The following is a 26,446-nucleotide window of genomic DNA, read 5'->3' on the forward strand; positions in this document are numbered from 1 at the left end:
GCTGTCTCATCTCGTCCGGGTCCACGTGTCCGACCCCAGCCTGCGGGTTCGTCGCTCGCGGGCCAAAGAGGAGAAATCGCAGCGATGGGTGTCTGCCGACGCGCCGGCTTCACCGCGCGTTCTTCCCTCCTGCGGTCCGCTGACCGGCCGGACGCTCGAAGACATGACAACAGTGGCGTTGAAGGCGGTGGCCTTCTCGTGGCCGGATCGTGCCGTCGCGGTCGCGGGGCTGCCTGGTCGTGCGGTGCTGGGCGCGACAGAGCGGGAGACGTTGGCCGGTCTCGGTATCGAACGGATACGTGCGGACGACGCCGTGAGCGGGTTCGAGCTCGCGGCAGGCGCCGCGCGCCAGGCACTCAGCCGGGCCGGTGTGGCCCCGGCCGACGTCGGTGCGCTCGTGGTGATCGAGCCGCGCTCGCCGGAGACGTTGATGAGCTCCGAAGCGACCCGTCTGCAGGCGGCCCTCGGTGCCGGCCGGGCGGTGGTGTTCAGCGTGGGCGGCCTCGGGTGCGTGTCGGTCACCCCGGCGCTGCTGGCCGCCCGCGGGCTGGTCGCCGCCGACGCGGACATGGACAACGTCCTGGTGGTGCACGGCAGCAAGCCGGTGACACCACTTCGGTACCGGCACCCGGTCACGGTCAACGGCGACGGCGGTATGGCCGCCGTGATTTCCCGGCAGGGCCGCGTTCGGATCGTGGATATCCTGCAGGAGACCAACGGCGACTACTGGGATCTGTTCGCTGTGGACTATCGCGACCGCCCGTCAGCCCGTTGGCGTGAGCGGTGCCGGGATCTTCATGACTACTCGTTCGCCCTCGCTGTGGAATCCGGCAACCGGCTCAGGGCGTTGTACACGAAACTCCTGGAGCGCAACGACCTTCGTGCCGAGGACATCGACGGCCACATCGGCCACAACCTCTCAGTGGGATCGCTGCGGTTCGTCGAGGACGCTCTCGGCGTCAGGATCGCAGGAACCTGCTTTGACAACCTGCGCCAGTACGGGCATCTCGGCCCGAACGACGTCCTGCTGAACCTGCAGGTCGCCATGGAGAACGGCGAGTTGTGCGACGGTCAGCGCGTGCTGCTGGTCAACTCCAGCCCGGTGGCCGCCTGGAGCATGGTGCTGGTCGAGATCGGCGGCTGATCGGCTCCTCGACGCGGGGAGCCGATCAGCCTTCTGGCGACAACTCAGTTCTTGACCCGCCGGCGGGCCGTGAGCGCAGGCACGGTGCGCTGCTGGGGCATCCGCGGGTAATCCGGGAGCGCACTCGCGAGCTCCGCCACCGTGCCGTGGTCGAACAAGCCGCGGACCGGTACGTCGATGCCGAGTGCGGCGCGCAGCCGGACCGCGACCCTGGTGGCCAGCAGGGAGTGCCCGCCGATTTCGAAGAAGTTCTCGTGCACGCCGATCCGGGGGCTGCCCAGGACTTCACGCCACACGTCGGCCACGGCGCGCTCGGCGGGTGTACGCGGCGCGACGTGGTCCACTGTGGAGCTTGCCGGAGCGTCGGGGACCGGCAGCGCGTTGCGGTCGATTTTGCCGTTCGGTGTCAGCGGCAGTTCGTCGAGCGTGACGAACACCGCCGGGACCATGTAGTCCGGCAGTGTCTCGAGCAGGAAGGCTCGCAGCCGCTCGGGCGCCGGGACGTCGCCGGTCAGGTAGGCGATCAGCCGGTCGCCCGCCGGGTGCACCACGGACGCGTTGATCCCTGGGTGGGCAAGCAGGGCGGCCTCGATCTCACCCGGTTCGATCCGGTGTCCTCTGATCTTCACCTGGTGGTCACGCCTGCCGAGGATCTCGACCGCCCCGTTCTCGTGCCTGCGGGCCAGGTCTCCGGTGCGGTAGAGCCGTGCTCCCGGCCGCGTGGCATGCGGGTCGGGCACGAACGCCGCCGCGGTCGTACCGGGCCGGTTGTGGTAGCCCCAAGCCAAACCGGTACCGCCGATGTGCAGTTCGCCGACCGCACCGACAGGCACCGGCTCCAGCCGTGAGTCGAGCACGTGCACGGCGTAGTTGGCCACCGGTGTCCATGCCACGACGTGGCCGTCACCGTCGAGCCGGGCCGTGGTCGCCCAGACCGTGGCCTCGGTCGGGCCGTAGAGGTCCCACACCGTCGCGCCGTCGGCCGCGAGCCGCCGGGCGAGTTCCCGGGGCAGTTTCTCGCCACCGGACAGCACGGTCAACCATGGCGGTGCCGACCAGCCGGAGTCGAGCAGCATCCGCAAGTAGGCCGGAGTGGCCTGCAACGCCGCCGGCCGGACAGTGTCGATCAGGCCGGCCATCCGGAGCGGATCCCTGGCCTCCTCGGTGCCCGCCACCACCACCTGCCCGCCGACGAGCAGCGGCAGGTAGAGCTCCAGTGCCGAGATGTCGAACGACACCGTGGTCAGCGCGATCACGGCGGCGCACCGGCGCAGGCCGGGTCTGTCCACCATGGACATCAGGAAGTTGGTCAGCGCCCGGTGACCGATCAGCACGCCCTTGGGCCTGCCGGTCGACCCGGACGTGTAGATCACGTAGGCGAGATCCCCGGGCGCGCCGGTCAGTCCGTGCGTGGGATGCCTGGCGATCGCCGCGCTGTCGCGATCGAGCAGGACGGTGTCGGCTGCGGGCAACCGTGCCGCGAGGGAATCCTGCGTGATCACCAGTCGCGCACCGGCGTCTTCGAGGACAAAACCGATGCGATGGCTCGGATAGCCGGGGTCGATGGGCAGGTAGGCACCGCCCGCCTTGAGCACGGCGAGGAACGCGACGACAAGGTCCGCGCCGCGCTCGAGGTGGACGCCGACGAGCGTGCCCGGTCCGACGCCGAGGGTACGCAGGTGGTGCGCCAGCTGATTGGTTCTGCCGTCGAGTTGCCCGTAGGTCAGCTCCACGTCCCCAGACCTGACGGCGATCGCGTCCGGTGAGAACAGTGCTTCCCGTTCGAACAACTGGGACACGGTCAAATCCGGCACCGCGCGGCCGGTGTCGTTCCATTCCTCCAGCAACCGCCGGCGTTGCTTGCCGGGCAACGGCTTCAGCCGCCGCGCGAGGTCCGCGACCGGGACGTCGGGCTCGGCGAGAACGGAGTGCAGGAGTTCGGCATAGCCGTGCGCGAACTGCTCCATCGTCTCGTGGTCGAACAGGGCGGTGGCGTACTGAAGGCAAGCGACGATGTCCCCGCCGGGACGCAGGGTGAGATCGAGGAAGAGGTCCATCGGCGATCCGGGAAGCGGGGTCTGGACCAGTTCGGTGTCCAGGCCGGGCAGCGCCACGGGTTCGTGGGCGGCGTTGAGCAAGGAGAAGGACGCCTGGCAGAGCGGATTGCGGGACAGGTCCCGTTCGGTGGTCAGCTCGGTGACGATGCGCTCGAACGGTGCCTCTGCGTGCGAGAAGGCGGCGAGCGCGCCGTCCCGGACCCGGCGCAGTACCGTCGTGAACGACGGCCGGCCGGACAAGTCGGTGCGCAGCACGACGGTGTTGACGAACAGGCCGATCAGTTTCTCCGCGCCGGCCAGGCCACGCCCCGCGACCGGCGCGCCGACCGCGAGATCCGTCTGCCCGGTGTACCGGGCCAGCACCGCCTTGAACACCGCGAGCAGCACCATGAACCTGGTCGCCCGGTGCTGCCGGGCGAACCGGTCGACCTCGATGACGACGTCCGCGGCCAAGGTGAACCGCACGGCGTCGCCCTTGCCGTCCCAGAACGCCGGTCTGGGCCGGTCGGCGGGCAGGTCGAGCGGGGCGAGCCCGGCCAGCCGGTCACGCCAGTAGCCGAGCTCCCGGCTCAGCCGCGGTCCGGCCAGGCGTTCGTGCTGCCACTCGGCGAAGTCCGCGTACTGCACCGGAAGCGGCGGGAGCGGCTCGCCGCGATAGGCGGCCGCCAGCTCGCGCATGAGCACATCCCACGACCGGCCGTCGACCGCGATGTGGTGGAACACCAGCAGCAGCAGGTGATCGTCAGGGCGGAGGCACGCGAGCTTCGCCCGCAGTGGTGGCGCGACAGCGAGGTCGACCGGCCGCCGGATCTCCTGCCGGATGAACTCGGCGGGATCCCGCACCACGACCGTCTCGAGCCGGACACCGGCGGATTCGTCGACCAGCTGCCTGGGTTCCCCGTCGACCGTGCCGAACCTGGTGCGCAACACCTCGTGCCGGTCGATGATCACGCTCAGGGCCTTGGCGAGCGCCTCGGTGTCGAGTTCGCCGCGGAGGCGCAGCGCCAGCGGCAGCAGGTAGTCCGCCGAGCCCGGCCTGAGCTGGTCGAGGAACCACAGCCGCTGCTGCGCGAACGACGTCTTCCTCGGCACGCCGGCGCGTCCGGCGCCGTCCATCGCACAGCTGTCCACTGTAGACCTCCACGCACTGGGGTTGCACCAAGAGTCGCGCCGGGCCGTACCCGCTCGCCAGGGAAGGACCGGCACGTGTCCGCGAACTGTTCGCCTGCCGGTTCAGATCAGGCCGGCCCGGACGGCATGGGCGACCGCGTGTGCGCGGTTGCGCACTTGCAGGCGGGTCATCAGGTCGTAGATGACGTTCTTGATCGTGTGTTCGGAACACGACAGCGACCGCGCGATCGCGGCGTTGCTGTGGCCGTCGGCGGTGAGCGCGAGCACCGCGGTCTGCCGGGCGGTGAGCGGCGAAAGACTGATCTGCGGCTGGGCGGTGCCCACCAGGCGGACCAGCACGTCGTGCGGCAGCCTGCCGTCGCCGTGGCGGGCTGCGTGCACCGCGGCGGTGAGCTGCGCCGGGGTTGTCCGGCCGGACTGGAGCATCACCCGGGCACCGGCCCGCATCGCGCGCAACACTCCGGCAGGCGTGAACGTGTCGGCGATGATGAGCAGCAGATGTCCGGGACGGCACGCGTCGAGTGCGTCGTCGACTGTCCTGCCCGTCGCGACGAGCACCGTGTCCGGACCGGGTTCAGGTGTCAACGGGATCCCTGCCCGACGGAGGGCCGTGGCCATCCGTTCTCGCATGGTCACGTCAGACGCGGTGAGGTGCACTGGCAGCATGATCTCCACCTCTCACAACAGTCCGGCGCGTAATGCGTATGCCACCGCGTGGGCCCGGTTGCGAAGCCGGTAGCGGTGGGTGATGTCGTGCACGACGCTCGTCACCGTTCGCGCCGAATAACACAGCGCTTTGGCGATTTCGTCGGTCTCGTGGCCATCGGCGACCATGGTCAGGACCGCGCGTTCCCGTTCGCTCAGATTGGTCGTCCGCGCCGAGGAACGAGCGCTCGTGCCGTGCTCCAGCAAACCGTCGAGCATGTCCGGTGACACGGTGCAGTCGCCGCTCGCGGCGGCGAGCACGGCACGCGTGAGACGGGCCGCGCCCGCTTCACGACGGCGAAGCAGTCCACGCGCCCCGGCTGCGATCGCGTGCAGCGCCTCCGCCGGAGCCACGTCGGTGGCCACGAGGACCACCTCCGGCCGGTGGGCGGCGGCCCGGGTGGCCCGGACGAGGTCGAGGACTTCACCGCCGACATCGTCGACGATCACGACAGTGACGGCGGCGGCGTCGCGTGGCATGGCCACGGCGACGTCCGGGCAGCTGTTCAGGGCGCTGGTCGTCCCGGCCTCCAGGACCGGGTCCAGCGCCATGACGTTGACAGAGACCGGCTCACCCATCTCCAGACCTCCTTGATCGGCTGTCCTCATCGAAGTCCGGCATCAGCCGCGGCGCATGCGTGTGCTCCACTCAAATTCCCGATTCCCGCATCACCCGGTGGTTCACCGCTGCTCACGGCTCCGGCGAGTGGCCGCGGTGGCGACGGGCACCGGCGGCCGTGGGTGGAGCAGGCACGAATGTGAGTGGATTCCACTCATGACTGCCGGGTCCCGCGGCTGGCATGTTGTGGGGCGTGACCACGAACCGGACGGCTGCCGACAGGTTGGATGCGACCTGGTGGGTTCGAGGCGTGGCGCTGCACGAACGTGCCGTGGCGGAACCGCTTGCGGCCGGCACGGTGCACCAGGCGGACGGCAGCGAGCACACCTGGTTCGGCGCGCGGCTGGCCGATCTGGGGCTCGACGAGGCGAGTGCTCTGGCCCTGGCCACCGAGTCTCCGGACAGTGTCGCCGCCAGGATCACCCGGCCGGACTGGGCGGACTTCGCCGAGCAGGCACTGCGCAGAGCCGAGCCGCTGCCGCCGGTGACCCCGGTGTACCGCGACTGGCAGGAGGCGTTCGCCGCCATACTCCGCCCATTCGTCGCCGTGGCCACCGATCGGGTGACCGCCGGGGTGAGTCCGGGACTGGCGGATCTCGACTCCGTCGCCGAGCAGTTCGCCGTCGAACTGGGCCGCGGACTGGCCGAGCTCGCGGCCCGGACGCTGGTGGCGGAGATGCACGAATCCCGCGGACGGCTGATCGGCGGAGACAGCCGTGCGCGCTTCGCCGACTTCGTCCGGCGGACGGCCGATCCGGCCGGTCTCGCGGCGTTGCTCGGCAAGTACCCCGTGCTCAGCAGGTTGCTCGGCCAGACGAGCCGGTTCGCCGCCGATGCCCGGATCGAGTTGCTCGGCCGGTTCTCGGGCGATCGCCCCGAGATCGTCGAGCTGCTGCTGCACGGCAGCGATCCCGGTCCGCTCGCGATGATCGAGACCGGCCGGGGGGACATCCATCAGCGCGGCCGTTCGGTGGCGTTCCTGTCGTTCGCCGGCGGTGAGCGGGTCGTCTACAAACCCCGTGACCTACGGGCACACGTCTGGTTCAACGCCGCTGTCGCCTCGCTGAACCGGATGGTGGCCCAGCTCGGCCTGCGGACTGCGGCGGTCGTGGCCAAACCGGGCTACGGCTGGGTCGAGTTCGTGACCGCACGCCCGCTGGCGGATCTCGCCGAAGCCGACTTCTTCTACCGCCGCCAAGGCGCCCTGCTCGCGCTCCTGCACGCGACGTCCGCGTCGGACATCCACTACCAGAACCTGATCGCGTGCGGTGACCAGCCGATGCTGGTGGACGTCGAAACGCTGTTGCAGCCCGTCCTGCCGGGGCCTGCGGGCCAGGCGGCGGATCCCGCGGCGCAGGTCCTGGCCACCTCGGTGTACCGCACCGCGTTGCTGCCGATGATCGTGGTGGGTGAGCACGGCGCGGTCGACATGTCAGGCCTGGGCGGGGACCGGGGAACAGACTCGCCGGGCAGCAAAGTGGGCTGGCAGTTCCCGGCGACCGACCGCATGCGCCCGGTCCGCGAGCCGGTGCGGTTCACCGGTGCGTCGAACCGTCCCCGGTTCGGCGACCGGGACCTCGAACCGTGCGACTACGAACAGGCGCTCATCCACGGATTCCGGCTCGGCTACGACGCGATCATGGCCCACGGCGCGGAACTCACCGACCTCGTCGCGGAGACCGCGGGCATGGACGTTCGCGTCCTCGTGCGTCCCACCCACGGCTACGTGGCCCTGCTGGAGGAGTCCACCCGGCCGGACCTGCTCACCGACGCACTCGCCCGTGACCGCGTGTTCGACCTGCTGTGGACGGAGTCGGCCGGGTTTCCGCTGCGCCGCAGGCTGTCCCGGCATGAACTGGTGGATCTGTGGGCGGGTGACGTGCCGCTGTTCACCGCGCGGCCGGATCGGCGGGACCTGTGGACGTCGGACGGCGTGCCCGAGCCGGACGTGCTCGGCGAGACGGTGCTGGACCAGGTTCGCGCCAAGATCAACGGCTACAGCGCGGCGGACCGGCACGACCAGGAGTGGATCATTTCGGCCACGCTGGCCACCAGGCGGCCGATCGAGGGGCACGTCAGCACCGTGCCGGTGCCTGGCCCGATCAAGCTCACCGCGGCGCAGCCGGAAAGGCTGCTCGCCGTGGCCTGCGGCATCGCCGACCAGATCGTCGCGAGGAGCGCGGCCGTGGGCGACCGCGTCAACTGGCTCGGCCTGGAACCCGTCGACGACCGGCAGTGGTTGCTGCTGCCCATGGGGGCGGGGCTGGCCAACGGGTACACCGGCGTCGCGTTGTTCCTGGCGCAACTGGCCGACCTGACCCATGTCGCCCACTACGGCGATGTGGCGGCCCGGGCCGTCACGGGGATGGCGCCGCTGTTCGACGTTCTGGCCACTCAGCCCGCACTCGTGGCGGCGGTCGGTCCCGGCGGGTACCACGGGTTCGGAGGCATCGCGTACGCGCTCGCGCGGATGGCGACTTCGTTGTCGAGCAGCGAGCTGGGGCACCTGGCGGAGTCCGCCGTGGACCTTGCCGAGGTGGCGGCCGGTGGCGCCACCGGATGGGCGCACGGTGTCGCGGGGTGTCTGGCGGCGATGATCGCGGTGCACGCCGAACTGGGCATGCCGTCGGCGGCGCGACTGGCGGAGATCTGTGCGGACCGGCTGCTGCGGGATGTGGGGCGGGATGTGGCCGGTGCTCGCGGCTTCACCGACGGCAGTGCCGGGATCGGCTTGGCGCTGACGAGATTCGGTGACACCGACGCGGCCCACGCCCGGGCCGGCCGGGAGATCCTGGCCGCGTCCGCGCACCACGACCACGACGGCTGGTGTTCCGGCCGGGCCGGACTCCTGGCCGCGCGATCGCCCTTGATGGACGAAATCGAACTGGAGCGTGCCGTGCGGCACTTCGCCGAGCGTCGAGTGCTGCGCGACCTCAGCCTGTGCCACGGCGAACTGGGCATCACCGAGGCGCTGACGGTGATGGCCGAGCGCCAGCCCGCGGCGGTGCCTGCCCTGCGCGGCCGGGCCGGGCTGGTGCTCGACGCGGTGAACCGCTACGGCGTGTTCTGCGGGACACCCAACGGTGTGATCACCCCTGGACTGCTCACCGGGCTGGCCGGAATCGGGTACGGGCTGCTGAGGCTCGGCTTTCCCGACCGGGTTCCGTCGGTGCTGTTGCTGGAACCCACGCCCGCGAAGAAGTGAACAACGCAATCACACCACCAGAGAACAGGGAGAGACGAATGTCGACCACCCCCGAGGAACTGGCCGAGTCCGGTGACCCTGAGGACCAGCCACAGGCGGTCGGTCCGATGGACCGCCTGAAGCTCCTGCCGATGACAACGCCGTTCGGATTACGGGCGGCGGTTCTCGCGGGACTGGTCATCTCGGCGGGTGTCGCCGCTTCCGGAGGGGCCGGGGTCTTCGAGGACCCGGCCGCCGCGGTGGCCACAACGCCGATATGCAGCGTCAGTCACCACTGAGAAATCAAGCGCTGACACCGTTTCCGGCAACCGGCCAATGGACCGGTTGTCGGAAACTAAGCTAATGTCGGAAAAGTGGGGCAACGGTCGTCTGTCATAGTCGGGCGGGATGGCGAACTGCGCACCATGAGGAAGCTGCTGGACTCGGCACGCGGTGGGCGTGGGGCCGCGGTCTTCCTCGTCGGTGAGGGTGGCATCGGAAAGTCGCGGCTCGCCGCGACGGCCGCCGATCTCGGCTTCGCCGCCGACATGAGACTGTTGCGTGGCCGGGGGAGCGCGATCGGCCCGCCCGCGCCGTTCCGGTCGTTGACCGAGGCGTTGCTGTCGTTGACCCGGCTGGACAGTCCGGTCGACGTGGACGCGCTCGGCCCGTACCGGCCGGTCCTCGGCCGCCTGATCCCGGACTGGGGACCGCCGGTCACCGACCACGACGACGGTTCGCTGGTCATCCTGGCCGAGGCGGTGCTGCGGCTGATCGGCCTGGCCGGCCGGCGCAACGGCTGTCTGGTGACGCTCGAGGACATGCACGACGCCGATCCGGAAACCCTCGCCGTGGTCGACTACCTGACCGACAACATCGGCAGGCAGCCGACCGTCCTGCTCGGCACCGTCAGGGCCGATCCGGGTCCGGCACTGACCCTTGCCCAGTCGGCGGCCCGGCGCGGCGCCGCTGTGCTGATGGAGCTGGACCGGCTCGGCAAACCCGAGGTGTGCAGGCTGGCCGCCTCGTGCCTCGGCGTCGGACAGCAGGACGTGTCACCGGACGCCACCGACCTGTTGTGGGCCGGCAGCGCCGGAAACCCCTTTCTGGTCGAGGAAGTACTCGGCGGGATGGTGGACGGTGGCCTGCTGGTGGCCCAGGACGGACGCTGGCAGTTGTGCGACACCACGCCGGCCACCGCGCCGCCGACATTCGTGCGGAGCGTCGCCCGGCGCGTCGAGCAGTTGGATCCTCGGACGCGTGAGCTGGTTTCGGCGGCCGCCGTGCTGGGCCCGCGGTTCCCGCTCGCGTTGATGCGGGAGGTCACCGGCCTGTCGTACCGGGACCTGCTCAGTCACCTGCATACCGACCGCGCGGCGCAGTTGATCGTCTCCGACGACCAGGCGCCTGGCTGGTACGGCTTCCAGCACCAGCTGATCGTGGAAGCCGTGCTGAGCCTGCTCACCCCGGCCGACCGGGCACGGCTGTCGGCCCAGGTCGCGGACGCGGTGGAGGCGGTCTACCCGGGACTTCCCGGTGAATGGTGCCAGGCGTGCGCCGCCCTGCGCCTGGACGCCGGTGACATCGTGGCAGCCGGGCGGCTGTTCCTCGAATCCGGCCGGCGTGCGCTCAACCAGGGCGCCGCCGATTCGGCTGTCGCCTTGCTCGACCGGGCCTGGGAGTTGCTCGCGCACGAGGACGGCGCCACCCGCGCCGACGTGCTGGAGACCCTGCTCTACGCGCTCGCCGAAGCGGGGCAGATCGACCGGGCGTTCAATTCGGTCACCTCGCTCGACCAGGCCGGCAGTGGCCTCGACCGGCAGCGGCGGGCCCGGCTGCGCACCCGGCTCGCGTGGGCTGCCCACGTCGCCGGGAGATACGCCGACGGCGTGGCCCAGGTCGACGCTGCCCGGGCTTTGCTCGGCCCGGACGCCAGTCCGGCCGACTCCGCACCGATAGATGTCGTCGACGCCTACCTCGCGGTGGATCAACCCGGGCCGGAACAACTGCGGAAGGCCGAATCGCTGGCGCGTCGTGCGGCGACCGTGGCGCAGACGGCGGACCTGCCCGTTGTCGCCTGCCAGGCCTGGCAGCTGCTGGGTGCCCTCGTCCGGCCGCGTGACCCGGTCCAGGCGTCCAGCTGCCTGGAACGCAGCAGGGCCGTCGCGGTCCAGTACGACCTGCCGATCTGGGAGATCCACGCCCTCGCCCGGCTGGGCAACGACGACGCGATGCACGACGGCAGTCTCGACCGGTTGACCGAGGCCAGGCGGCAGGCATCCCGGATCGGCGCCGTGACCGCCCGGTACCACGCGGACTCCAGCACGGCACTCCAGATCATCCTGCGTGGCGACTTCGACGCCGCCGAGGCGCTGATCGACGACGTGCTCACCGCCACGACCCGGCTGGGACTGAGAGAACCCGCGCGGTACGTTCGCCTGCTGCGGGTCGTGCTCGCCGGGCATCGCGGCCAAAGCCAGGAGATGACGCACGCACTCGCCGATTTCCGTGAGCGGGAGGGTGATCTGATCCAGCACGCGCCGCGGATACACGGTCTCGCGAAGGCTACCTGCGCTCTGCTGGAGGAAGACCGCTCCCGCGCGATGGCCGAGTTGGCCATGGCGATGCGATACGAGGCGGCGAACCCGACGATCTACGCCTATGCCGGGCGGTACGGCGTGCAACTGTTGCTGCGGATCCTGTCCGGAGACATGGACTGGGAGGCGTACGAGGAGATCACCGCTGATCCGGGCAGTCGCTTCCGGTGGGACCGGCAGTTCGCGACGTTCGGGCGAGCGGTGCTGGCCGGTCGATCGGGGCAGCACGCGGAGGCGGCCGCGGCCGTCGACGAGGCCATGTCCGTAGGAGCGCCGTACGCCATGGGAAAGCACCTCGGCCTGCGGCTCGTCGGTGAGGCCGCGCTGGCCGACGGCTGGGGCACACCCGTGGAATGGCTTCGTACGGCCGAAGAGTACTTCCACAGCGCGGATATTCCGGCAGTGGCCGGTGCGTGCCGGGCGCTGCTGCGGAGCGCGGGCGCGCGGGTCGCCCAGCGTCGCAACGGTGCCGGCGAGATACCTGCCGTCTTACGGGCAGACGGCGTGACGGTTCGCGAGTACGAGGTTCTGCGACTGCTCGTGCACAGGCTCGGCAACCGCGAGATCGCCGACCAGTTGCACCTGTCGCCGCGCACGGTCGAGCGGCACATCTCCAGCCTCCTCACCAAAACCGGCCTGCCCAACCGCAAGGCTCTCGGCGAGCTCGCCGCCACCGTCGTCCCGTCGTGACATTCCGTCGAACTGTCCGATCGGCATTCCGCTGGTGTCCTGAATAGACAAGCCGGTGCGCTGAGCCGAACGTTCCCCGGGTGAGCACAAGGGAACCCACGGCACGGCCGGCCGCCCTCATCGCTGCGTGAAACACTCTGTGCGCCAGGCATTCCGTCCGGAATCGTTGCCGTCGGCACCACGAGGACCGAGGCACACGGCGGGAGTTGTGATGGGGACACACGCAGAGCGCGCGGACATCGAAGATGTCGCGCTCGCCGCGCCCCTGCCCGTGGGTGCCGGCCTCGTGCCCGTGCGGCGATTTCTCCTTGACTGCGCGGACTCGGCCGGTGGGACGCTGACGGACGAGCAAAGGGTGTTCCTGCGAGCCGGGCGGCAGGCGCTGCTCACCGGATCAGGATGGGTCCAGTATGGACTGTCCTTGGCCGGGTGCCGCCCCGCTCCTTCGCTGTACGCCGCGTTGGGCGACCTCGCGACCACTGTGTTGCACGGTGGCCAGGCCACCCAGTTCGCTTTCGTGCACAAGCCGCCAGGTCTCCGGATTCGCTTCGAGCCCGCGCCGGGCGAGCGGGACGAACTGCGCGGCCAGGTGCGTGCCGCCTGTGAGCGCTGGCAGCGGGACAACCTCGTGGGCACTGTGACCGAGCCGTGCTATGAGCCCGAGACTGCTCTGTTCGGTGGGCCCGCCTCGCTGACCCACGTCCATCGTCTGTTCACTACGGACTCCCTCTTCTGGCTGGAGTGCCACGCCGCCCCCGGTGAGCCCGCGTGGGCGCGTTCGCTGCCGGTACTGGCCGAGTTGTTCGCGGGCTTGGGTGTGGTGGGCTGGGAGGACCTGGACGTCTGGGACCGTGTCCGGGTCCAGTGCCGCCGCGGGTTGCCGTCCGAGGTGACCGGATCTGCGGCCTTCCGCCACGCCGCGGATGGTGTGCGCGCGGCCTGGGCACAGAGTCGCGAGAGTGCCGGCCATCTCGGGGTACGCGCCTTGGCGGACACGTGGCGCCGCGAGTACTTAGACACCGGTGAGGCGTGGCTGGGACCGCGGGAGGCCGCGGCGCTGGTGACGATCTTCCACTGGAACCGTGGCGGGCTCGACCCGCTGCGCCAGGGGTTACTGACAGAGGCGTTGGCTGACCGCGCGGCAGCGCTCGGAATCCCGGCTGTCCGGTCATGAACGCGCCGATCGTGGCCCTGATGCGGACGGCGGCGCTGCCGATGGCGTGGTTTGCCCGTGCCGGTGCGCCCGAACTGGCCGACGCCCTACGGCAGTGGGATCGCGACCGCGACCGCCTGGCCGCGGACGGTTTGACCCTCGCCGACGCGATAGGCGACGTGGTCGTACCGCACCTGGCGCTCGGCGCCGCTGATCGGGCCGATGCGCTCGCCGCGCGGCGGTTGCTGCACACGCTCCCTGACCCGATCCCGCCCCGCGCTGAGGGAGTGGTCGCGGCAGCTGCCGACATTGCCGTTCGCGTCGGCCAGACCGAACTCGGCACTCGCCTGCGGCGGACGGCACGGACATTGACCGAGTTGGCCGACCGGCACGCGCACCTGGACGACGCGGTCGATGCCGAACAGCGGCGCCTGTCCGAGTTGCCTTGGTCAGTGCTCGCCACCGACCCAGTGGCGCGGCTGGCCATCGCCGAGGCACAGCCGGGTGTGCTCGCCGACATCCAGACGCGGTTGGGCGCGGGGGAGACATGGACTGGCAAGCGGATGCGCCAGCGTGCGGATCTGTTGTGGCGGCTGATCACGCGGGGCAGCACACGAGCCACCCCGCGAGGTTGGCTGGCCCACACGGCGTTGCTGCAGGTCGCCGACGCTCCGGCGGATGTCCTGCCGCCGCTGACTGATGACTACGCCGTCGAGTACGCGGCCAACCGGCACGACGGGACCGGTCTGGCGGAGCTGACAGCCCCCGGCGCGTTGCTCGCGGTCACGCCCCTGCACCGCGACATCGAGGCGGACACCCTCTTCTGGGTGATCGACCCGCGGACGCCCGACCGGCTGCGACGGCTCCGGCTCCGCCGCACCGAGCCACTGCGAGCCGTGTTGGACGCGCTCACCGGAAGCACACTGACGCTCCCACAGTTCACCGCCGCCTTGGTCCCGCCGCATGCGGAACCGGTCGACCGTGACCAGCACCAACGGATCGTGCACGGGTTCGTCCAACACTTGATCCGGCTTGGCGTGGTCACGGTTTCGCTGCCCACCAGCGCCACGACAACCGGGTGGGCACCACGAACCGGCACATTGCCGCGTCCGCGCGAGGGCAGTTTCGTCGACGTGCATCGCCGTTCGGACGGTCCGCTGCCGCTGGCCTACGTCCGCCGGGTCGAGGAGCTGAGCGGCTCGGCCATGCGAGTGCTGGACGTAGTCGGCTCCAGCCGGCCTCGGGTGACACAGACGGCGGACCTCTCGGAGACGCCGCGCCCAGTGCTGGACCTGATGGTGGACGACCTGGCCGAGCCGCCAAGTCCTCGCAGGCAGCGGTGGGACTGGCCAGTACCGGACGTGGCGGACACCCCGTACGGACGGCTGCACAGGTGGCTGAGCGAACGGCTCGACGTGGGCCCGGTCGACATCGACGACACCGTCCTCGCGATGGTGGGTGCACCGCCGAGCGTTCCCACGGCCTGGCCGTTGGACTGCGTGATCGTTCCGGTGCGGCCAACCGGCCTGCCGCTGGCAGTGTTCGACTACGTCCGCTCCACGGGAACGCTGGACTCGCGGTTCGCCGACGCACTAGCAGTGCTGCACCCCGCCGGACCGGTGCGGCCCGAGTGGTATCGGACGTTTCTGCGGCAGGTCGAGCGGGACCTGGGGGGTCGCTTCGTCGAACTGCTGGTGCCCCCGTTGTCGGCCAAGGCCGCCAACGCGGTCCGCAGGCCCGCCTACACCGAAGCGTGGACCGGTGATCCGGATGTCCACCGCTACTACCGGGACGGCTTGCGGCGGCCCTCGACGTACCTACCGCTGTCCGGGCTGACCATCCAGCGGACGGACGGCGGACCGGTGGTGCGGGCCCATGGCGAACGGATCTGGCCGGTCTACCACTCCACCCGCGCAATGCCCCAGCCGTGGGACGTGATCGGCAACCGGCTGCTGGCCGCGAGCCCTCGGGCGAACCGCGTGCCCTGGGAACGGCTGCGCTACTCACTGACCGGCTGGCCGGATCGCCACTGGATGCCCCGCATCACCGTCGGCGGCGGCCAGTTGGTGTTGAGCCCACAGCAATGGCGGCTGCGCGCCGACGAGCTCTGGGAAACGTCCGCGCCTGCGCCCGGTGCGGCACGAGCCCTGGCCCGGCTGCGAGCCGTACGAGGCCTGCCGCGCTGGGTGACCGTCGCCGCCGATGCGCAGGACGAGCCGAGGGCGTGCGATCTCGACAGCTTGCACACCGTTCGACTGGTGGACCGGATCAGGCGCTGCGGCGTGACGGAGTTCCTGGTGGCGGAGATGCTGCCCGAACCGGATATCGCCGGCGGGCCTACGCACCGCGGTGAACTCGTCCTGCGCCTGCCCCTGGCCGCCGACCCCGCGGAGATGGCCTCCCGCGTCCGGTCCGGCTGACCGAACCGAGCTCCGCCGGGACGCCCGTCCCGGTGCGAAAAAAGAGAAACCGAAAGGAGGGACATCATGGAGCAGTCCATCGTGTCCACTGTGGAAGAGATGATCGCCGGCCTGGAGACCGCCTACACCGGCGAGCAGGCCCTGGAGATGGGCGCGCAGTCGGCCTGCACGTTCGGCTGTGGCCAGGAAGTCTGACGGCAGTGACGTGCTGAAGGCGTGTGCCGTCCAGTTATGGGACGGCACGCGCCTTCATGTCTGCAAGGAAGGAAGCCATGACCGCGGGCACGTGGTACGCGGGTTGCGCCAGGCGCGCCCTGGCTGCCCCCGGCCTGGCCGATGTGGACGGTGCCGGGGTAGGGGTGCTGGCCAGCCTGCTCGGACACCTCGACGACGCGGCCTTGGTCCGCTGGCTGAATGCCTTGCACGGCAACACGCGAGCCGTGGGCGTTTTCGATCTCGGCCGCGCCGGATTCGTCGCAGGCCTCACCGTCGCCGCACAAGCCGACCGGAGACTGGTCAGGCTCGCCGCGAACACCCGCCAGGGGTTGTCCGGGTGGGCACGTGAATACCGTTGGGAGCCCGATCAACTCCAGTGGTCGGACTACGACCTGATCGCAGGCCCCGCAGGCGTGTTGCTCGCGCTGACGGTCGGTGGGCGCGGCACCGCCGAGGAGACCGGCCCGCTCGCCCGGTACCTGGCCCGGCTCACCGCCGAGGTTGATCTCGCCGGGCTGCGCACCGGTGACAACAGCGCGATCGACCTCGGGGTCGGCCATGGTGTACCCGGCGTCGTTCTCGCTCTCGTCACGGCACAGCGGGTGCTCGGCCCGCGTCCGTGGCTGACAGCCGCACTGCGTAACTGCGTCGCCCTTCTGGTCGGCACCGCCGCCACTGATCCGCGTGGCATGCCGGTGTGGGGCACGTCGGACCGGACCGAATCCGCCAAGGCTTGGCAGACCCGGCAGGCATGGTGCTACGGCGCCCCGGGTGTGGCGTGGGCGCTGTGGGAGGCCGGGGACGCATTGGACGATCCCGGTGCGCGGGAGGTCGCCCTGGAAGCCGTGGTCGGCCTGGACCGCGCGTGGGACCCCGGCACGCAGCTGCGAGGAACCACCGCGGAGGACCTGATTGGTGTGTGCCACGGCGCTGCGGGCGTACTCGCGATAGCCGACGCGTTCGCCGTGCACACAGGCCATCCTTCTGCCGCGCGGTTGCGCACGGCGCTGACAGACTGGTTGGGCGAGCGTCGCGAAGCGGTGAACGAGCTCGCCGCGGCGAACCTGACTCTGCTTGGCGCGGCGGGCGTTTTCGCGGTGCTGCTGACGGCGGCGGGCGGCTGCCGGGCCTGGCTGCCGCTGCTGGGACTGCGGTGAGCCGCCCCGGCGCCATCGTGACGGCAGGACCGGCCTTCATGGAGCGAGCGACTCCTGGAAAGCAGGGGCATCGCTTCGGAGGCCTTGCCGGGATATTCGGTCAACTGGACGACATCGTTGCCGTCGCTCACTTCCCCTGAGTGTCTACATTTGACGCTTTGCCAGTTTGGCAAAGTAGTTTGACGATCGGCCGACCTGGGCGGTTAGTGTCGGATCATGGTCGAAAAACGTGTGGAAGTGGACTATGAGGCGTGGCGGCGTGGCCGCTGGGAGGAGATCGCCGGACCTCTCGGGAAGGCCGGCGTGGTCCAGCTCGCGACGATCACCGGGTCGGCTCAGACGGTCGAGGGCGTGCCCGGACAGTGGGACGCGAGCGGCTCGGACGGGGTGAAGTTCACCGCGGCCGGCGCGGACGGGGTGTCGCTGGACGGCCGTCCGGTGAACGGCACGGTCACGTTGACCGGGGGCAGCAGTCTGCGGTTGTCGGGTGAGCGCACTGTGGCTGTCTCCGGCGGAGACGGAATCTACAGGCTGATTGTCTGGGACCCCACTGTCGCCTCGCTGACGCGGTTGCGGGAGATCGCGGTGTTCCCGGTAAATCCGGCCTATACGGTCGATGCGGAGTACCGGAGGACGCCGGGACGGGAAGTGGAGATCGAGCGGCTGACCGATCCGCCCACCAAGCACATTCTCCCGGCACCCGCCGATCTGGTGTTCGACCTGGCGGGGCAGCGGCGCTCGCTGACGGTGATCGAAACGTTCCCCGGCAACCTGCTGGTCGTGTTCACCGATTCCACCAGTGGTGCCGAGACACCGGACATCGGCAGATGGGTGGTGCTACCGCCAGTGGAGGGCGACACCGTCCGGGTCGATTTCAACCAGGCCGTGCTTCCCCTGCACGTCTTCTCCCGCGCTTTTCCGTGCCCGCTGGCGCCGGAGGGCAACCACTTGCCCGTGCCCGTACCGGTGGGTGAGTGCGCACCTGTTTATGGCGAACCGAAAGGAACACGTGAGGCTATGAGCACCGATATCAAAGACACCGCTGTCCGCTACCTGCGACGGCTGGAAGCGGGTGACTACGCCGGGATGCGTGCGCTGTGCACGGACACCGCGACCGTCTGGCACAACGACGGCAAGGGGCAGCAGACTATCGACGAGAACCTCGCGATGCTCAAGGATGGTCCTGCGGCCGAAGCGTCGCTGCGTTACGACATCACCCGCCAGTTCACCGAAGCGGACGAGGTGCTCCAGCAGCACGTCCTGCGCATCACCAACGCCGACGGGCCGGTCGGTGAAGTGCAGGCGGCGATGTACTTCCGCTTCAAGAACGGACTCATTGACCGGATCGAGGAGTACGCCAACTTCATCCCGGCCGCTGGCTGACGCCGAGATGAAGGTGGTGATCGTGGGTGGCGTGGCTGGTGGGATGTCAGCGGCCACGCGCCTGCGCAGACTTGACGAGCAGGCCGAGATCGTCGTGTTCGAGAAAGGTGAGTACGTTTCGTTCGCCAACTGCGGGCTGCCCTACTACATCGGCGGGGTGATCGGTGAACGGTCGGCGCTGCTGCCGCAGAGTCCGGACGGGCTGAGGGAGCGGTTCGCGCTCGACGTGCGAGTGGGCCACGAGGTCCTGGCGATCGACCGAACAGCCCGCACGGTCACGGTGCGGGATCATCGGTCCGGTGTGGACTACGCACAGCACTGGGATCACCTCGTCCTCAGCATGGGCGCGGAAGCGGTGGTGCCGCCCGTGCCTGGCGTGGAACGTGCGCATGTACTGCGGGACGTCGTCGACGCCGACGCCATCGTCCGGGCAGCCGGGCATGCCCGTACCGCTGTGGTGATCGGCGCCGGGTTCATCGGGCTGGAGATGGCCGAGAACCTCCACGCCAGGGGCCTGTCGGTTGCGCTGGTCGAGCAGGCAGGACAGGTGCTTTCCCCGCTGGATCCGGAGATGGCGCAGCCGGTGGCGGCACACCTGCGTGCTCACGGTGTCGCGGTGCACCTGGGCACGCGGGTGGCCCAGGTCGGTCCGGACACCGTAGTGCTCGGTGACGGCGCCGCCCTGCCCGCCGACCTGGTCGTCCTGGCCGCCGGGGTACGGCCGCGAAGCGGCCTGGCCAGGGCCGCCGACCTGGCGATCGGCCCAGGGGGTGGAGTCCTGGTGGACGCCTCGTTGCGCACCTCCGATCCACGCGTCTACGCGGTCGGTGATGTCGCCGAGAAAATCGACGCGGTATCGGGGAAGCCTGTGCTCATCCCGCTGGCCGGTCCCGCCAACCGCCAGGGCCGGCTGGCGGCGGATTCAATTACGGGCCGCCCAGCGCGCGACACCGAAGGTCACGGTACCGCCGTGGTCGGCGTGCTTGGGCTCACCGCCGCGGTCACCGGCTGGAATGAGAAACAGCTACGAACCGTCGGACGCGCGCATCGGGTCGTCCACATCCACCCGTCGGCACACGCCACCTATTACCCGGGGGCAGCGCCGCTGTCGCTGAAGCTGCTCATCGACGGGGACACGGACAGGATTCTTGGTGCGCAGGCAGTGGGAACCGAGGGCGCGGCCAGACGCATCGACGTGCTCGCCACAGCCATGGCCGGAGGGCTGAGCGCGTCGGATCTGCTCGGGCTCGACCTGGCCTACGCGCCGCAGTACGGTTCGGCCAAGGATCCGGTGAACATGTTGGGGTATGTCGCGGAGAACCTCGCCTCTGCGGCCACGACGACCGTGCAGTGGCACGAGTTGGATGCGGCGCGGGCCGGCGGCGCGACGGTCCTTGACGTTCGGACACCGGACGAGTTCGCCGCCGACGCGATCCCCGGGGCGATCAACGCGCCCTTGGACCAGTTGCGCCAGAACATAACCGACCTGCCACCAGGGCGGTTGATCGTGTACTGCCGAGTCGGGCAGCGCGGCCACACAGCCGCCCGTCTGCTGAGCGCGTACGGTCGGGACACCGCCAACCTCGACGGTGGCTTCCTCACCTGGCAAGCCGGTGTCAGATCGGCGTCTCTGTGACCGAACAACGCACGGTAGTACGTAAGTACAGAAGCTATGAACGATCGGATTTCCCGGGGCGAGCCCGGATATGCGCACGTTCACCCTGTCTGCCGAACAGGCTGAGGAACTCGACAGATTCCGTGCCGGCGGCGCCGAACCAGTGGGGAACGTGCGTGTCGAACTCGGCCACTTCGCCGGGAGCCAGCACGAGATCGTGCTCACCGAGCACCAACCGCAGGTGTCCGTTGAGGACATACAGCCATTCGTAGCCTTCGTGAGTCTGCGGGGACGGTTCTTTCGGACGGGCTGCGGCCGAGAGCACGAACTTGTATGCCTGGACACCACCTGGGCGCCGCGTGAGCGGCAGGATCGTCATCCCGCCGTGGCAGCTGATCGGCCGCAGGTGCAGGCGTGGGTCGCCAGTGGGCGGGGCGCCGACAAGCTCGTCGAGTGTGACGCCATGTGCCTTGGCCAGCGGGAGCAGCTGTTCCAGGGTCGGACGGCGACTGCCCGATTCCAAACGGGACAGGGTGCTCACCGAGATGCCGGTCGCAGCGGACAGCTCGACGAGCGTGGTGCCCCGGTCCCGGCGCAGTGCGCGTAGCCGGAGTCCCACGGCGCCGAGTGTTTTGTCGAAGTCGTCCATACCGCCCCAGTTTGCCAGTTCGGCAACTCGGTTTTCAAGGGGGGCGATGTTGGCTACGGGGTGATCCAAGGTGACCGAAGAGGTGAACGGCCGCTACGACGTGGTGGTCGTTGGTGGGGTGCCGCTGGCCTGGGGCGCGGCGTTGATGGTAGTGCCGACCTACTTCATGCTGGTGCGAGGCGAGAATGCGCTTGTGGCCGGGCTGATGGTGGCGCCACAGGGCGCCGGTGCCCTGCTGACCATGCCTGTCGCCGGCCGCTTCGTCGACCGGGTAGGCCCGCGCAAGGTGGTGGTACCGGGACTGGTCCTGATCTCCGCGAGCTTCCCGCTGCTCACCCAGGTCGGCGCCCACACCCCGTACTGGATGCTCCTGATGGCCCTGTTCGTCACCGGGCTCGGCATAGGGATGACAATGATGCCTATCAACTCCGCAGCGCCACAGACGCTGCCGCCAAGTCTGGCCTCCAGGGCGTCCACTGTTCTCAACATCGTCCTGCAGACCGCCGGTGCGATCGGCGCCGCTGTTGTGTCGATCATCCTGGCGGGCCTCCTGGCCGACCGATTCGGCGTCCCGACCGACGAGGGGCAGCTCACCGCGACAGCCGCACTCGCCGACCCGGCCCCGCACGAAGCGGCCGCGGTGGCCAGCTGGGGCAAGTTCGCGTCCACATTCACCTGGACCCTGCTTGTGGTGCTGCTTTTGCCTGCTGCCGGCGGCCTTCCTGCCCAAGCAGCCGGCGTCGCCGCAAGACCGGGACTCCGCCGCCGCCGCGCCCGTCCAGCTGTAGACGGGCCCGGCGCGCACTGCAACCGTGATGTGCATGGTGAGCAAGGCTGCGATGACCAGCATGATGGGCGTTGCGTTGGGGCTGGCCGACGGGCCGAACCCTGATGGCCGGTGTGCTGGCTGCAGTTCCGGGCCTGCGCGGGATCGTGTTCGACACCGAGCGGGGTGTGGCGCGGGCCCCTGAGGCGCTCGGCCGGGAACGGGGCCCTTGGTTGAGCATCTTCTTGCGACAGAAGGACGTTCGACCAAGGGCTGCGGGATCAGTGTGCACGACCTCGACCCCGACGCGGGCGCTCGGGGAGTCGGACGGGCTCACTCAGTACGAAGTCAACACTGAGGGATTGCCCAGGTGTACCAGACGGCACCGCCGATGACCCATCCCGGCTTGCTGTTGATGGTGACGTGGATCCAGCGCTCGTTGGCCGCGTTGTCGACGTAGCAGCGTGCGATGAACCCGTGGCCTTGGTTGACGGTCACGATGACGTCGCACTGGGTACCTTGCCCGGTGCGGATGTTGACTTTCGCGACGTGCACCTGGCCGGGGGAATTGCCGTTGTTGGCCGGAGTCCAGCCGCACCACGAGGGTTGGGCCTGGGGTGACGGGGCGACAGGTAGGGACGTGACGGCGTCCCCGGTGGCGGAGTTCGGCAATGACGGCGTCGCGGACGACAGGCCGCTGCCCGCGACCAGAGCGGTGACTGCGGCGAAGATGACCCCAGCGAAACGGAGAAACGAAAACTTCACAAAGAATCCTCTCATATTCTCGATTTGCCGATAAGCATGGAAAACCGGAAGCGTCGGAACCGTTTCCTCAACACGGACGAGAAACCCATTTCGTGTTTCCCTGAGTCGTTCCGTGGACAACCCCAAACTAGGCGGCACAGCGTTTGAGCGGCATGGCACGAAGGTGGAATCACGCATGCTGTCGCTTCGTGGTACGCCGTCCGGGCGAATGACGCTGGCCGCCGACCGTGCGAGCATTGCGATGCGCTTGCCTTGAGGGGAGGCCATGGCATACGACTGCACCGCACCGACTCTTGGCGTCGCGGATCTGCACCGCGTGATCGCGGTACTGGAGGATTCCACATCGTCCAGGAATGCGTACGACTTCCGCGAACTGGTCATCGACGCGCTCGGCCGGCACTTGGGACTGCGTAACACCACGTTCTTCGTCGGGCCGACCTTCGCGCAGGTGTTCACCGACCAGGCGCCGGTGGCGAACGGTATCGCGGCCCGCATGGTTCCCGCGTATGTCGAGGAGTTCCATCGTGACGACCCGTTCGCGCACCCGGCGGCGTGGGCGGGCTACCGCGGCGGCCGCCCGCTCCGCCTCAACGAGTTGCGGCCGGTGCTGGAGCTTCCACGTCACCGCCGCTACCTCGACAAGTTCCTGTTGCGTAATGGGATTCGGGACAAGGTAGTCGTGCCGCTGGTCGCCGATCGAGGGCTGGCGGGCGGGATCGGTGTACTCGAACAAGAGGCGGTCACCGCACGGCACCGGGCCATCCTGGAGCTGCTTGGCCGTCACCTTGGGCAGTTGCTGGCGTTGCACGCCCGCGCAACGACTCAGCGGCGCCCGGAAGCGGCGGTGTCACCTCGCCAGGTCCAGACGGCCGACCTGGTCACCCTTGGGTTGACCAACCGGCAGATCGCCGACGTGATGTGCGTGGGCATAGACACGGTGAAGAAGCACATCACCGCGGTCATGAAGGCCACTGGCTGTACGTCGCGCACGCAGCTCGCACTGCACTGGGCGGGCAGGTCCAACCCAGTCCAGACCGGTTCGCGCCCGACCGGGTCGTGAACCGGCCGGCACGGCGACGCGCGCCCAGACCGGGTAAACGCAAAGGGCAGCACCGCTGACAAGCTCGTGCACGCCGCCGGAACAGGCAACGCCACCCGGGTGTTCCCGGCACACCGGTTACCTCGCGGCCGGCCGTCAGCTGGCGATGATCTGCGGTGACAGGGTCTTGAGCATGGCGTTGGTCCATTTCATCTGCCGCAGCGTCTGGGGGTGGCAGCGTCGGGTCAGCTCCACCAGTTCAGTGTCCTTGGCGGCCTGGGCGCCCTGGGCGAGCAGTTCCCAGTCGAGTGAAACACCTGCGGCTTTGCGGTGCAGGCGGCGCAGGTCGGCGAGCAGGAGCAGCCCTGGTTCCGGGCGGCTGCTGCTCAGTGCGCTGATCGCCGTGCGGATCGACGCCAGTGGGCCGGAACTCTCCGGCACATCGGCGTCCAACTCCACGTCGTAGCGCCGTGCGGCGGTGGCCAAGCCGCGGATGTGGTCGGCGGACCACGCGGCCAGGTTGCGGGCGACGTGGTGGATCTCGTGTTCGGCCTTGTGCCGGTCGGACACCTTGAGCAGGTCCTTGGCGAGGGACTTCTCGGAGCGGTGGAGTTCGCGCAGGGCGAGGCCGAGTTTCATCGTGCGGCTCCTGCGGGGTCGGCATTGCGTTCGGTGACCTGGGTGGTGGCGTCTCCCTGGGTGTCTGGGACGTCGGTACCGATGGGTGCTGATGCCGTGGTGGTTGGCGCGGGTGAGGGCCCGTCGCCGGCTGTGAGGCGGGTGACGGCCGCCGCGGCGGTTTTGAACAGGGGTTGTTTGGAGGCCGGGTCCCAGTCGGTGAGCGTGAGCTCGTTGGCGGCCCGGTGCCCGTCCCGTCCCGCTGGATCCTCGGTGTCCCAGTAGCCGTAGTGAAAGGGCAGGAACAGCACCCTTTCGCGAATGCCGCAGATCCGGGCCCGCGCGTGCACTTGTCCGCGTGGGGTGCGGACTTGTGTGAGATCCCCTTCCGCGATGCCGAGGTGCTCGGCGTCCGCGGCGGAGATCTCGACCCACACCTCGGGCGCGGCGTGGTGCAGTTGCGGCGCTCGTCCTGTTTTGGTGCGGGTGTGGAAGTGGTAGATCGTGCGTCCGGTGATCAGCATGAAGGGGAAGTCGTCGGTCGCTGTCTCGTTGGGAGGCAGGTACTCGGCGGCTTTGATGATGGCCTTGCCGTCGGGGTTCATCGCCCGGTACTCGGTGGGTTCGAGGGGAGCGCCGGTGATCAGGTCACGGCCGTAGCTTTCGCAGTAGTCCGGCTGGGCGTAGAACTTGCCGTTCGCGTACAGCCGTTCGGTGCCGTCCGGGTTGTCGGCGTTGCAGGGCCATTGGACCCCGCTGACGGCACGGAGTTTGTCGTAGCTCAACCCGGAGTAGTCACACGGCCGGCCTTCGGACGCCTTCTTCCACGCTTCGAAGGCCGACTCCGGCTCGCTCCACGGCGGGAACTGCTCGCCGTCCTTGTCGCGGAAGTCCATGCGCCGGGCGTAGTCAAGCCAGATGTCCAAATCGGACCTTGCTTGTCCAGGCGGGTCGACGGCCTTCTCCGACAGGTGCACCGTGCGGTCGGCGTTGGTGAAGGTCCCGGTCTTCTCACCCCAGATGGCCGCAGGCAGGATCACGTCGGCGAGTTCTGCCGTCTCGGTGCGGAAGGCGTCCTGCACGACGAGGAAAAGCCTGTCCTGACCGAGAATCGAACGAACGCGCGTGAGCTCGGGCAGCGACACCGCCGGATTCGTGGCCGAGACCCACAGCAACCGCATGGTTCCGTTCTCCGCGTAGCGCAGCATCTGCATTACGTGCGTTGGCGGCGCGTAATGCGGGATCTGACCCTGCTCGATGTTCCACAGCCGGGCAAGCTCGGCGACGTGGGCGTCGTTGGCCCAGTTGCGGAATCCGGTGAGGTCGCCGTCCGCGCCGCACTCGCGGGTGTTCTGAGCAGTTGGCTGCCCGTTCATCTGCAGCACACCGGCACCGGGCTTGCCGAGCATGCCGCGGATCAGATTCAGGTTGTTCACCTGTACGGCCGCGGCGGTGGCTTGGTGTGACTGGTAGAACCCTTGCAACACAGTGCACAGCAGACGCTGCGCCTGACCGAGCAGTCGTGCGGCATCACGGATTTGACCGGCGGGTACGCCGCAAATCGGCGCGACACGCTCGGGCGGGTAGTCCGTGACCTGCTGGACAAGCTCCTCGTAGCCGACAGTGTGCTGCGTGATGTAGTCGTGGTCGACCCAGTCGTGCTCGATGATCTCATGCAGCAGGCCGTTCATCAGTGCCATGTTGGTGCCGGGTAGTGGTGCGAGGTGTATCGCGGCGGCCCTGGCGACCATGGTGTCGCGGGGATCGACGCACAGAAGGGCGGGCGGATTCGGCCCGGCGAGCCGGTCGAGGACACGGCTCCACAACACAGCCTGGGTCTCGGCGGCGTTGTGTCCGAAAAGGGCGATCACGTCGGCGTGGTCGACGTCGCTGTAGGAGGCGGGCTGACCGTCGCAGCCGAAGGACTCCTTGAGGGCTTCGGCGGCTGTCGCGGTGCACAGCCGGGTGTTGCCGTCCACGTGGTTGGTGCCGATCGCACCATGTGCGATGGCGGCGAGGGTGTAGTACTCCTCCGCGAACAGTTGACCGCTGGTGTAGAACCCCAATGCGCTCGGTCCCTGGTCGTCCAGCAGTGCCTTGCTCCGTTCGACGATGCGCCCCATCGCTTCGTCCCATGTGGACTCGACGAGTTCGCCCTGGCCGTCGCGGACCAGGGGAGTGGTCAGGCGGTCCGGCGAGTTGTTGGCTTGCCAGCCGAACAGGTCTTTCGGGTCGAGCCTGCCGTGGTTGACCCGGTCGTCGGCCCGTCCGCGGACGCCGACGAGGCGACCGTCCTTGACGGCCAGATCCATGCCGTCGCCGTTGGAGTGCAGCACCGCTGCGGTACGCACCCATGTGTCGACCTCATCGGGTGCCACGCCGTCTGCGAGATGGCTGTCGACGCGAACCGGCCAGCGCTGTCCGGGACCGTACGGCGTACGGGTACCCCACGGTGTGCCGATGCCGTCCCTGACCCCCATGATGGCCTCCTTCGCTCCATGCCCGATGCGGCTACCCGGCTAGATCGACCCGAAACCT

Annotated in this window: 19 protein-coding genes; 12 read left to right on the plus strand and 7 right to left on the minus strand. The window is 69.3% G+C overall.

What is annotated here, in order from left to right; genetic code table 11:
• The first annotated feature begins 163 nt into the window (after positions 1-163).
• Positions 164-1,144, plus strand: coding sequence for a ketoacyl-ACP synthase III family protein (locus GC106_RS40630; RefSeq protein WP_173141516.1), 981 nt, complete (start codon positions 164-166; stop codon positions 1,142-1,144).
• Between the two features lie 44 nt (positions 1,145-1,188).
• On the opposite strand, the gene GC106_RS40635 is transcribed toward GC106_RS40630, so the two are convergent.
• From GC106_RS40635 to GC106_RS40645, 3 genes are all read right to left on the minus strand, one after another.
• A complete protein-coding gene (locus GC106_RS40635) occupies positions 1,189-4,332 on the minus strand; it encodes a non-ribosomal peptide synthetase (protein WP_217281572.1) in 3,144 nt (1,047 codons plus the stop codon).
• Between the two features lie 102 nt (positions 4,333-4,434).
• Positions 4,435-4,998 carry a response regulator transcription factor gene (locus tag GC106_RS40640; protein ID WP_173141517.1) on the minus strand — a complete coding sequence of 188 codons (564 nt, stop codon included), beginning with the start codon at positions 4,996-4,998 and terminating at the stop codon, positions 4,435-4,437.
• Between the two features lie 12 nt (positions 4,999-5,010).
• Complete coding sequence (locus GC106_RS40645; protein ID WP_173141518.1) at positions 5,011-5,616, minus strand: helix-turn-helix transcriptional regulator; 606 nt, start codon at positions 5,614-5,616, stop codon at positions 5,011-5,013.
• A 233-nt stretch (positions 5,617-5,849) separates the two neighbouring features.
• Between GC106_RS40645 and GC106_RS40650 the strand changes: the two genes are divergently transcribed.
• From GC106_RS40650 to GC106_RS40685, 9 genes are all read left to right on the plus strand, one after another.
• The gene (locus GC106_RS40650) at positions 5,850-8,861 is read left to right on the plus strand and encodes a type 2 lanthipeptide synthetase LanM family protein (protein WP_217281573.1); all 3,012 of its coding nucleotides are present in this window, start codon (positions 5,850-5,852) and stop codon (positions 8,859-8,861) included.
• Between the two features lie 38 nt (positions 8,862-8,899).
• Positions 8,900-9,139, plus strand: a complete 240-nt coding sequence (locus tag GC106_RS40655) for a hypothetical protein (protein WP_173141520.1) — start codon at positions 8,900-8,902, stop codon at positions 9,137-9,139.
• 75 nt (positions 9,140-9,214) lie between these two features.
• Positions 9,215-12,127: a helix-turn-helix transcriptional regulator gene (locus GC106_RS49570; protein ID WP_173141521.1), complete on the plus strand. Its 2,913-nt coding sequence runs from the start codon at positions 9,215-9,217 to the stop codon at positions 12,125-12,127.
• A gap of 211 nt (positions 12,128-12,338) precedes the next feature.
• The gene (locus tag GC106_RS40665) at positions 12,339-13,301 is read left to right on the plus strand and encodes a thiopeptide-type bacteriocin biosynthesis protein (protein ID WP_173141522.1); all 963 of its coding nucleotides are present in this window, start codon (positions 12,339-12,341) and stop codon (positions 13,299-13,301) included.
• Positions 13,298-15,700 (plus strand): lantibiotic dehydratase, encoded by a 2,403-nt coding sequence (locus GC106_RS40670; RefSeq protein ID WP_173141523.1) that lies wholly within the window; start codon positions 13,298-13,300, stop codon positions 15,698-15,700. Before GC106_RS40665 ends, GC106_RS40670 begins: the two co-directional genes overlap by 4 nt.
• 66 nt (positions 15,701-15,766) lie before the next feature.
• Complete coding sequence (locus GC106_RS49075) at positions 15,767-15,895, plus strand: hypothetical protein (RefSeq protein WP_281368759.1); 129 nt, start codon at positions 15,767-15,769, stop codon at positions 15,893-15,895.
• A 77-nt stretch (positions 15,896-15,972) separates the two neighbouring features.
• The gene (locus tag GC106_RS40675; protein WP_173141524.1) at positions 15,973-17,073 is read left to right on the plus strand and encodes a lanthionine synthetase LanC family protein; all 1,101 of its coding nucleotides are present in this window, start codon (positions 15,973-15,975) and stop codon (positions 17,071-17,073) included.
• A gap of 216 nt (positions 17,074-17,289) precedes the next feature.
• Positions 17,290-18,456 (plus strand): DUF1684 domain-containing protein, encoded by a 1,167-nt coding sequence (locus GC106_RS40680; RefSeq protein ID WP_173141525.1) that lies wholly within the window; start codon positions 17,290-17,292, stop codon positions 18,454-18,456.
• Positions 18,457-18,463: 7 nt separating this feature from the next.
• Positions 18,464-20,092: an FAD-dependent oxidoreductase gene (locus GC106_RS40685; protein ID WP_173141526.1), complete on the plus strand. Its 1,629-nt coding sequence runs from the start codon at positions 18,464-18,466 to the stop codon at positions 20,090-20,092.
• Positions 20,093-20,126: 34 nt separating this feature from the next.
• On the opposite strand, the gene GC106_RS40690 is transcribed toward GC106_RS40685, so the two are convergent.
• A complete protein-coding gene (locus GC106_RS40690) occupies positions 20,127-20,720 on the minus strand; it encodes a helix-turn-helix domain-containing protein (RefSeq protein WP_173141527.1) in 594 nt (197 codons plus the stop codon).
• Positions 20,721-20,790: 70 nt separating this feature from the next.
• On the opposite strand from GC106_RS40690, the gene GC106_RS40695 reads away from it, so the two are divergent.
• A complete protein-coding gene (locus GC106_RS40695) occupies positions 20,791-21,612 on the plus strand; it encodes an MFS transporter (protein ID WP_312873271.1) in 822 nt (273 codons plus the stop codon).
• Positions 21,613-21,834: 222 nt separating this feature from the next.
• On the opposite strand, the gene GC106_RS40700 is transcribed toward GC106_RS40695, so the two are convergent.
• On the minus strand, positions 21,835-22,533 hold the full coding sequence (locus tag GC106_RS40700) for an SH3 domain-containing protein (protein WP_173141528.1): 699 nt from the start codon (positions 22,531-22,533) through the stop codon (positions 21,835-21,837).
• Here GC106_RS40700 and GC106_RS40705 point away from each other — a divergent pair.
• Positions 22,517-23,311 carry a helix-turn-helix transcriptional regulator gene (locus GC106_RS40705; RefSeq protein ID WP_173141529.1) on the plus strand — a complete coding sequence of 265 codons (795 nt, stop codon included), beginning with the start codon at positions 22,517-22,519 and terminating at the stop codon, positions 23,309-23,311. The genes GC106_RS40700 and GC106_RS40705 overlap by 17 nt on opposite strands.
• Before the next feature lie 135 nt (positions 23,312-23,446).
• Here the strand turns inward: GC106_RS40705 and GC106_RS40710 are convergent, their stop codons facing one another.
• Both GC106_RS40710 and GC106_RS40715 read right to left on the minus strand, forming a co-directional pair.
• Positions 23,447-23,929, minus strand: a complete 483-nt coding sequence (locus GC106_RS40710; protein ID WP_173141530.1) for a hypothetical protein — start codon at positions 23,927-23,929, stop codon at positions 23,447-23,449.
• Positions 23,926-26,388, minus strand: coding sequence for a molybdopterin oxidoreductase family protein (locus tag GC106_RS40715; RefSeq protein WP_173141531.1), 2,463 nt, complete (start codon positions 26,386-26,388; stop codon positions 23,926-23,928). The genes GC106_RS40710 and GC106_RS40715 overlap by 4 nt, the downstream gene beginning before the upstream one ends.
• Positions 26,389-26,446: the final 58 nt, after the last annotated feature.

Origin of the sequence: Kibdelosporangium persicum (assembly GCF_013280595.1) — a bacterium.
Taxonomy (GTDB): Bacteria; Actinomycetota; Actinomycetes; order Mycobacteriales; family Pseudonocardiaceae; genus Kibdelosporangium; species Kibdelosporangium persicum.

What these genes read in the sequence shown, in the direction of transcription:
- GC106_RS40630 (WP_173141516.1), top strand. Translation starts at nt 164, where the DNA reads ATGACAACAGTGGCGTTGAAGGCGGTGGCCTTCTCGTGGCCGGATCGT.
- GC106_RS40640 (WP_173141517.1), bottom strand. Translation starts at nt 4,998, where the DNA reads ATGCTGCCAGTGCACCTCACCGCGTCTGACGTGACCATGCGAGAACGG.
- GC106_RS40645 (WP_173141518.1), bottom strand. Translation starts at nt 5,616, where the DNA reads ATGGGTGAGCCGGTCTCTGTCAACGTCATGGCGCTGGACCCGGTCCTG.
- GC106_RS40655 (WP_173141520.1), top strand. Translation starts at nt 8,900, where the DNA reads ATGTCGACCACCCCCGAGGAACTGGCCGAGTCCGGTGACCCTGAGGAC.
- GC106_RS40665 (WP_173141522.1), top strand. Translation starts at nt 12,339, where the DNA reads ATGGGGACACACGCAGAGCGCGCGGACATCGAAGATGTCGCGCTCGCC.
- GC106_RS40670 (WP_173141523.1), top strand. Translation starts at nt 13,298, where the DNA reads ATGAACGCGCCGATCGTGGCCCTGATGCGGACGGCGGCGCTGCCGATG.
- GC106_RS49075 (WP_281368759.1), top strand. Translation starts at nt 15,767, where the DNA reads ATGGAGCAGTCCATCGTGTCCACTGTGGAAGAGATGATCGCCGGCCTG.
- GC106_RS40675 (WP_173141524.1), top strand. Translation starts at nt 15,973, where the DNA reads ATGACCGCGGGCACGTGGTACGCGGGTTGCGCCAGGCGCGCCCTGGCT.
- GC106_RS40680 (WP_173141525.1), top strand. Translation starts at nt 17,290, where the DNA reads ATGGTCGAAAAACGTGTGGAAGTGGACTATGAGGCGTGGCGGCGTGGC.
- GC106_RS40685 (WP_173141526.1), top strand. Translation starts at nt 18,464, where the DNA reads ATGAAGGTGGTGATCGTGGGTGGCGTGGCTGGTGGGATGTCAGCGGCC.
- GC106_RS40690 (WP_173141527.1), bottom strand. Translation starts at nt 20,720, where the DNA reads ATGGACGACTTCGACAAAACACTCGGCGCCGTGGGACTCCGGCTACGC.
- GC106_RS40705 (WP_173141529.1), top strand. Translation starts at nt 22,517, where the DNA reads ATGGCATACGACTGCACCGCACCGACTCTTGGCGTCGCGGATCTGCAC.
- GC106_RS40710 (WP_173141530.1), bottom strand. Translation starts at nt 23,929, where the DNA reads ATGAAACTCGGCCTCGCCCTGCGCGAACTCCACCGCTCCGAGAAGTCC.
- GC106_RS40715 (WP_173141531.1), bottom strand. Translation starts at nt 26,388, where the DNA reads ATGGGGGTCAGGGACGGCATCGGCACACCGTGGGGTACCCGTACGCCG.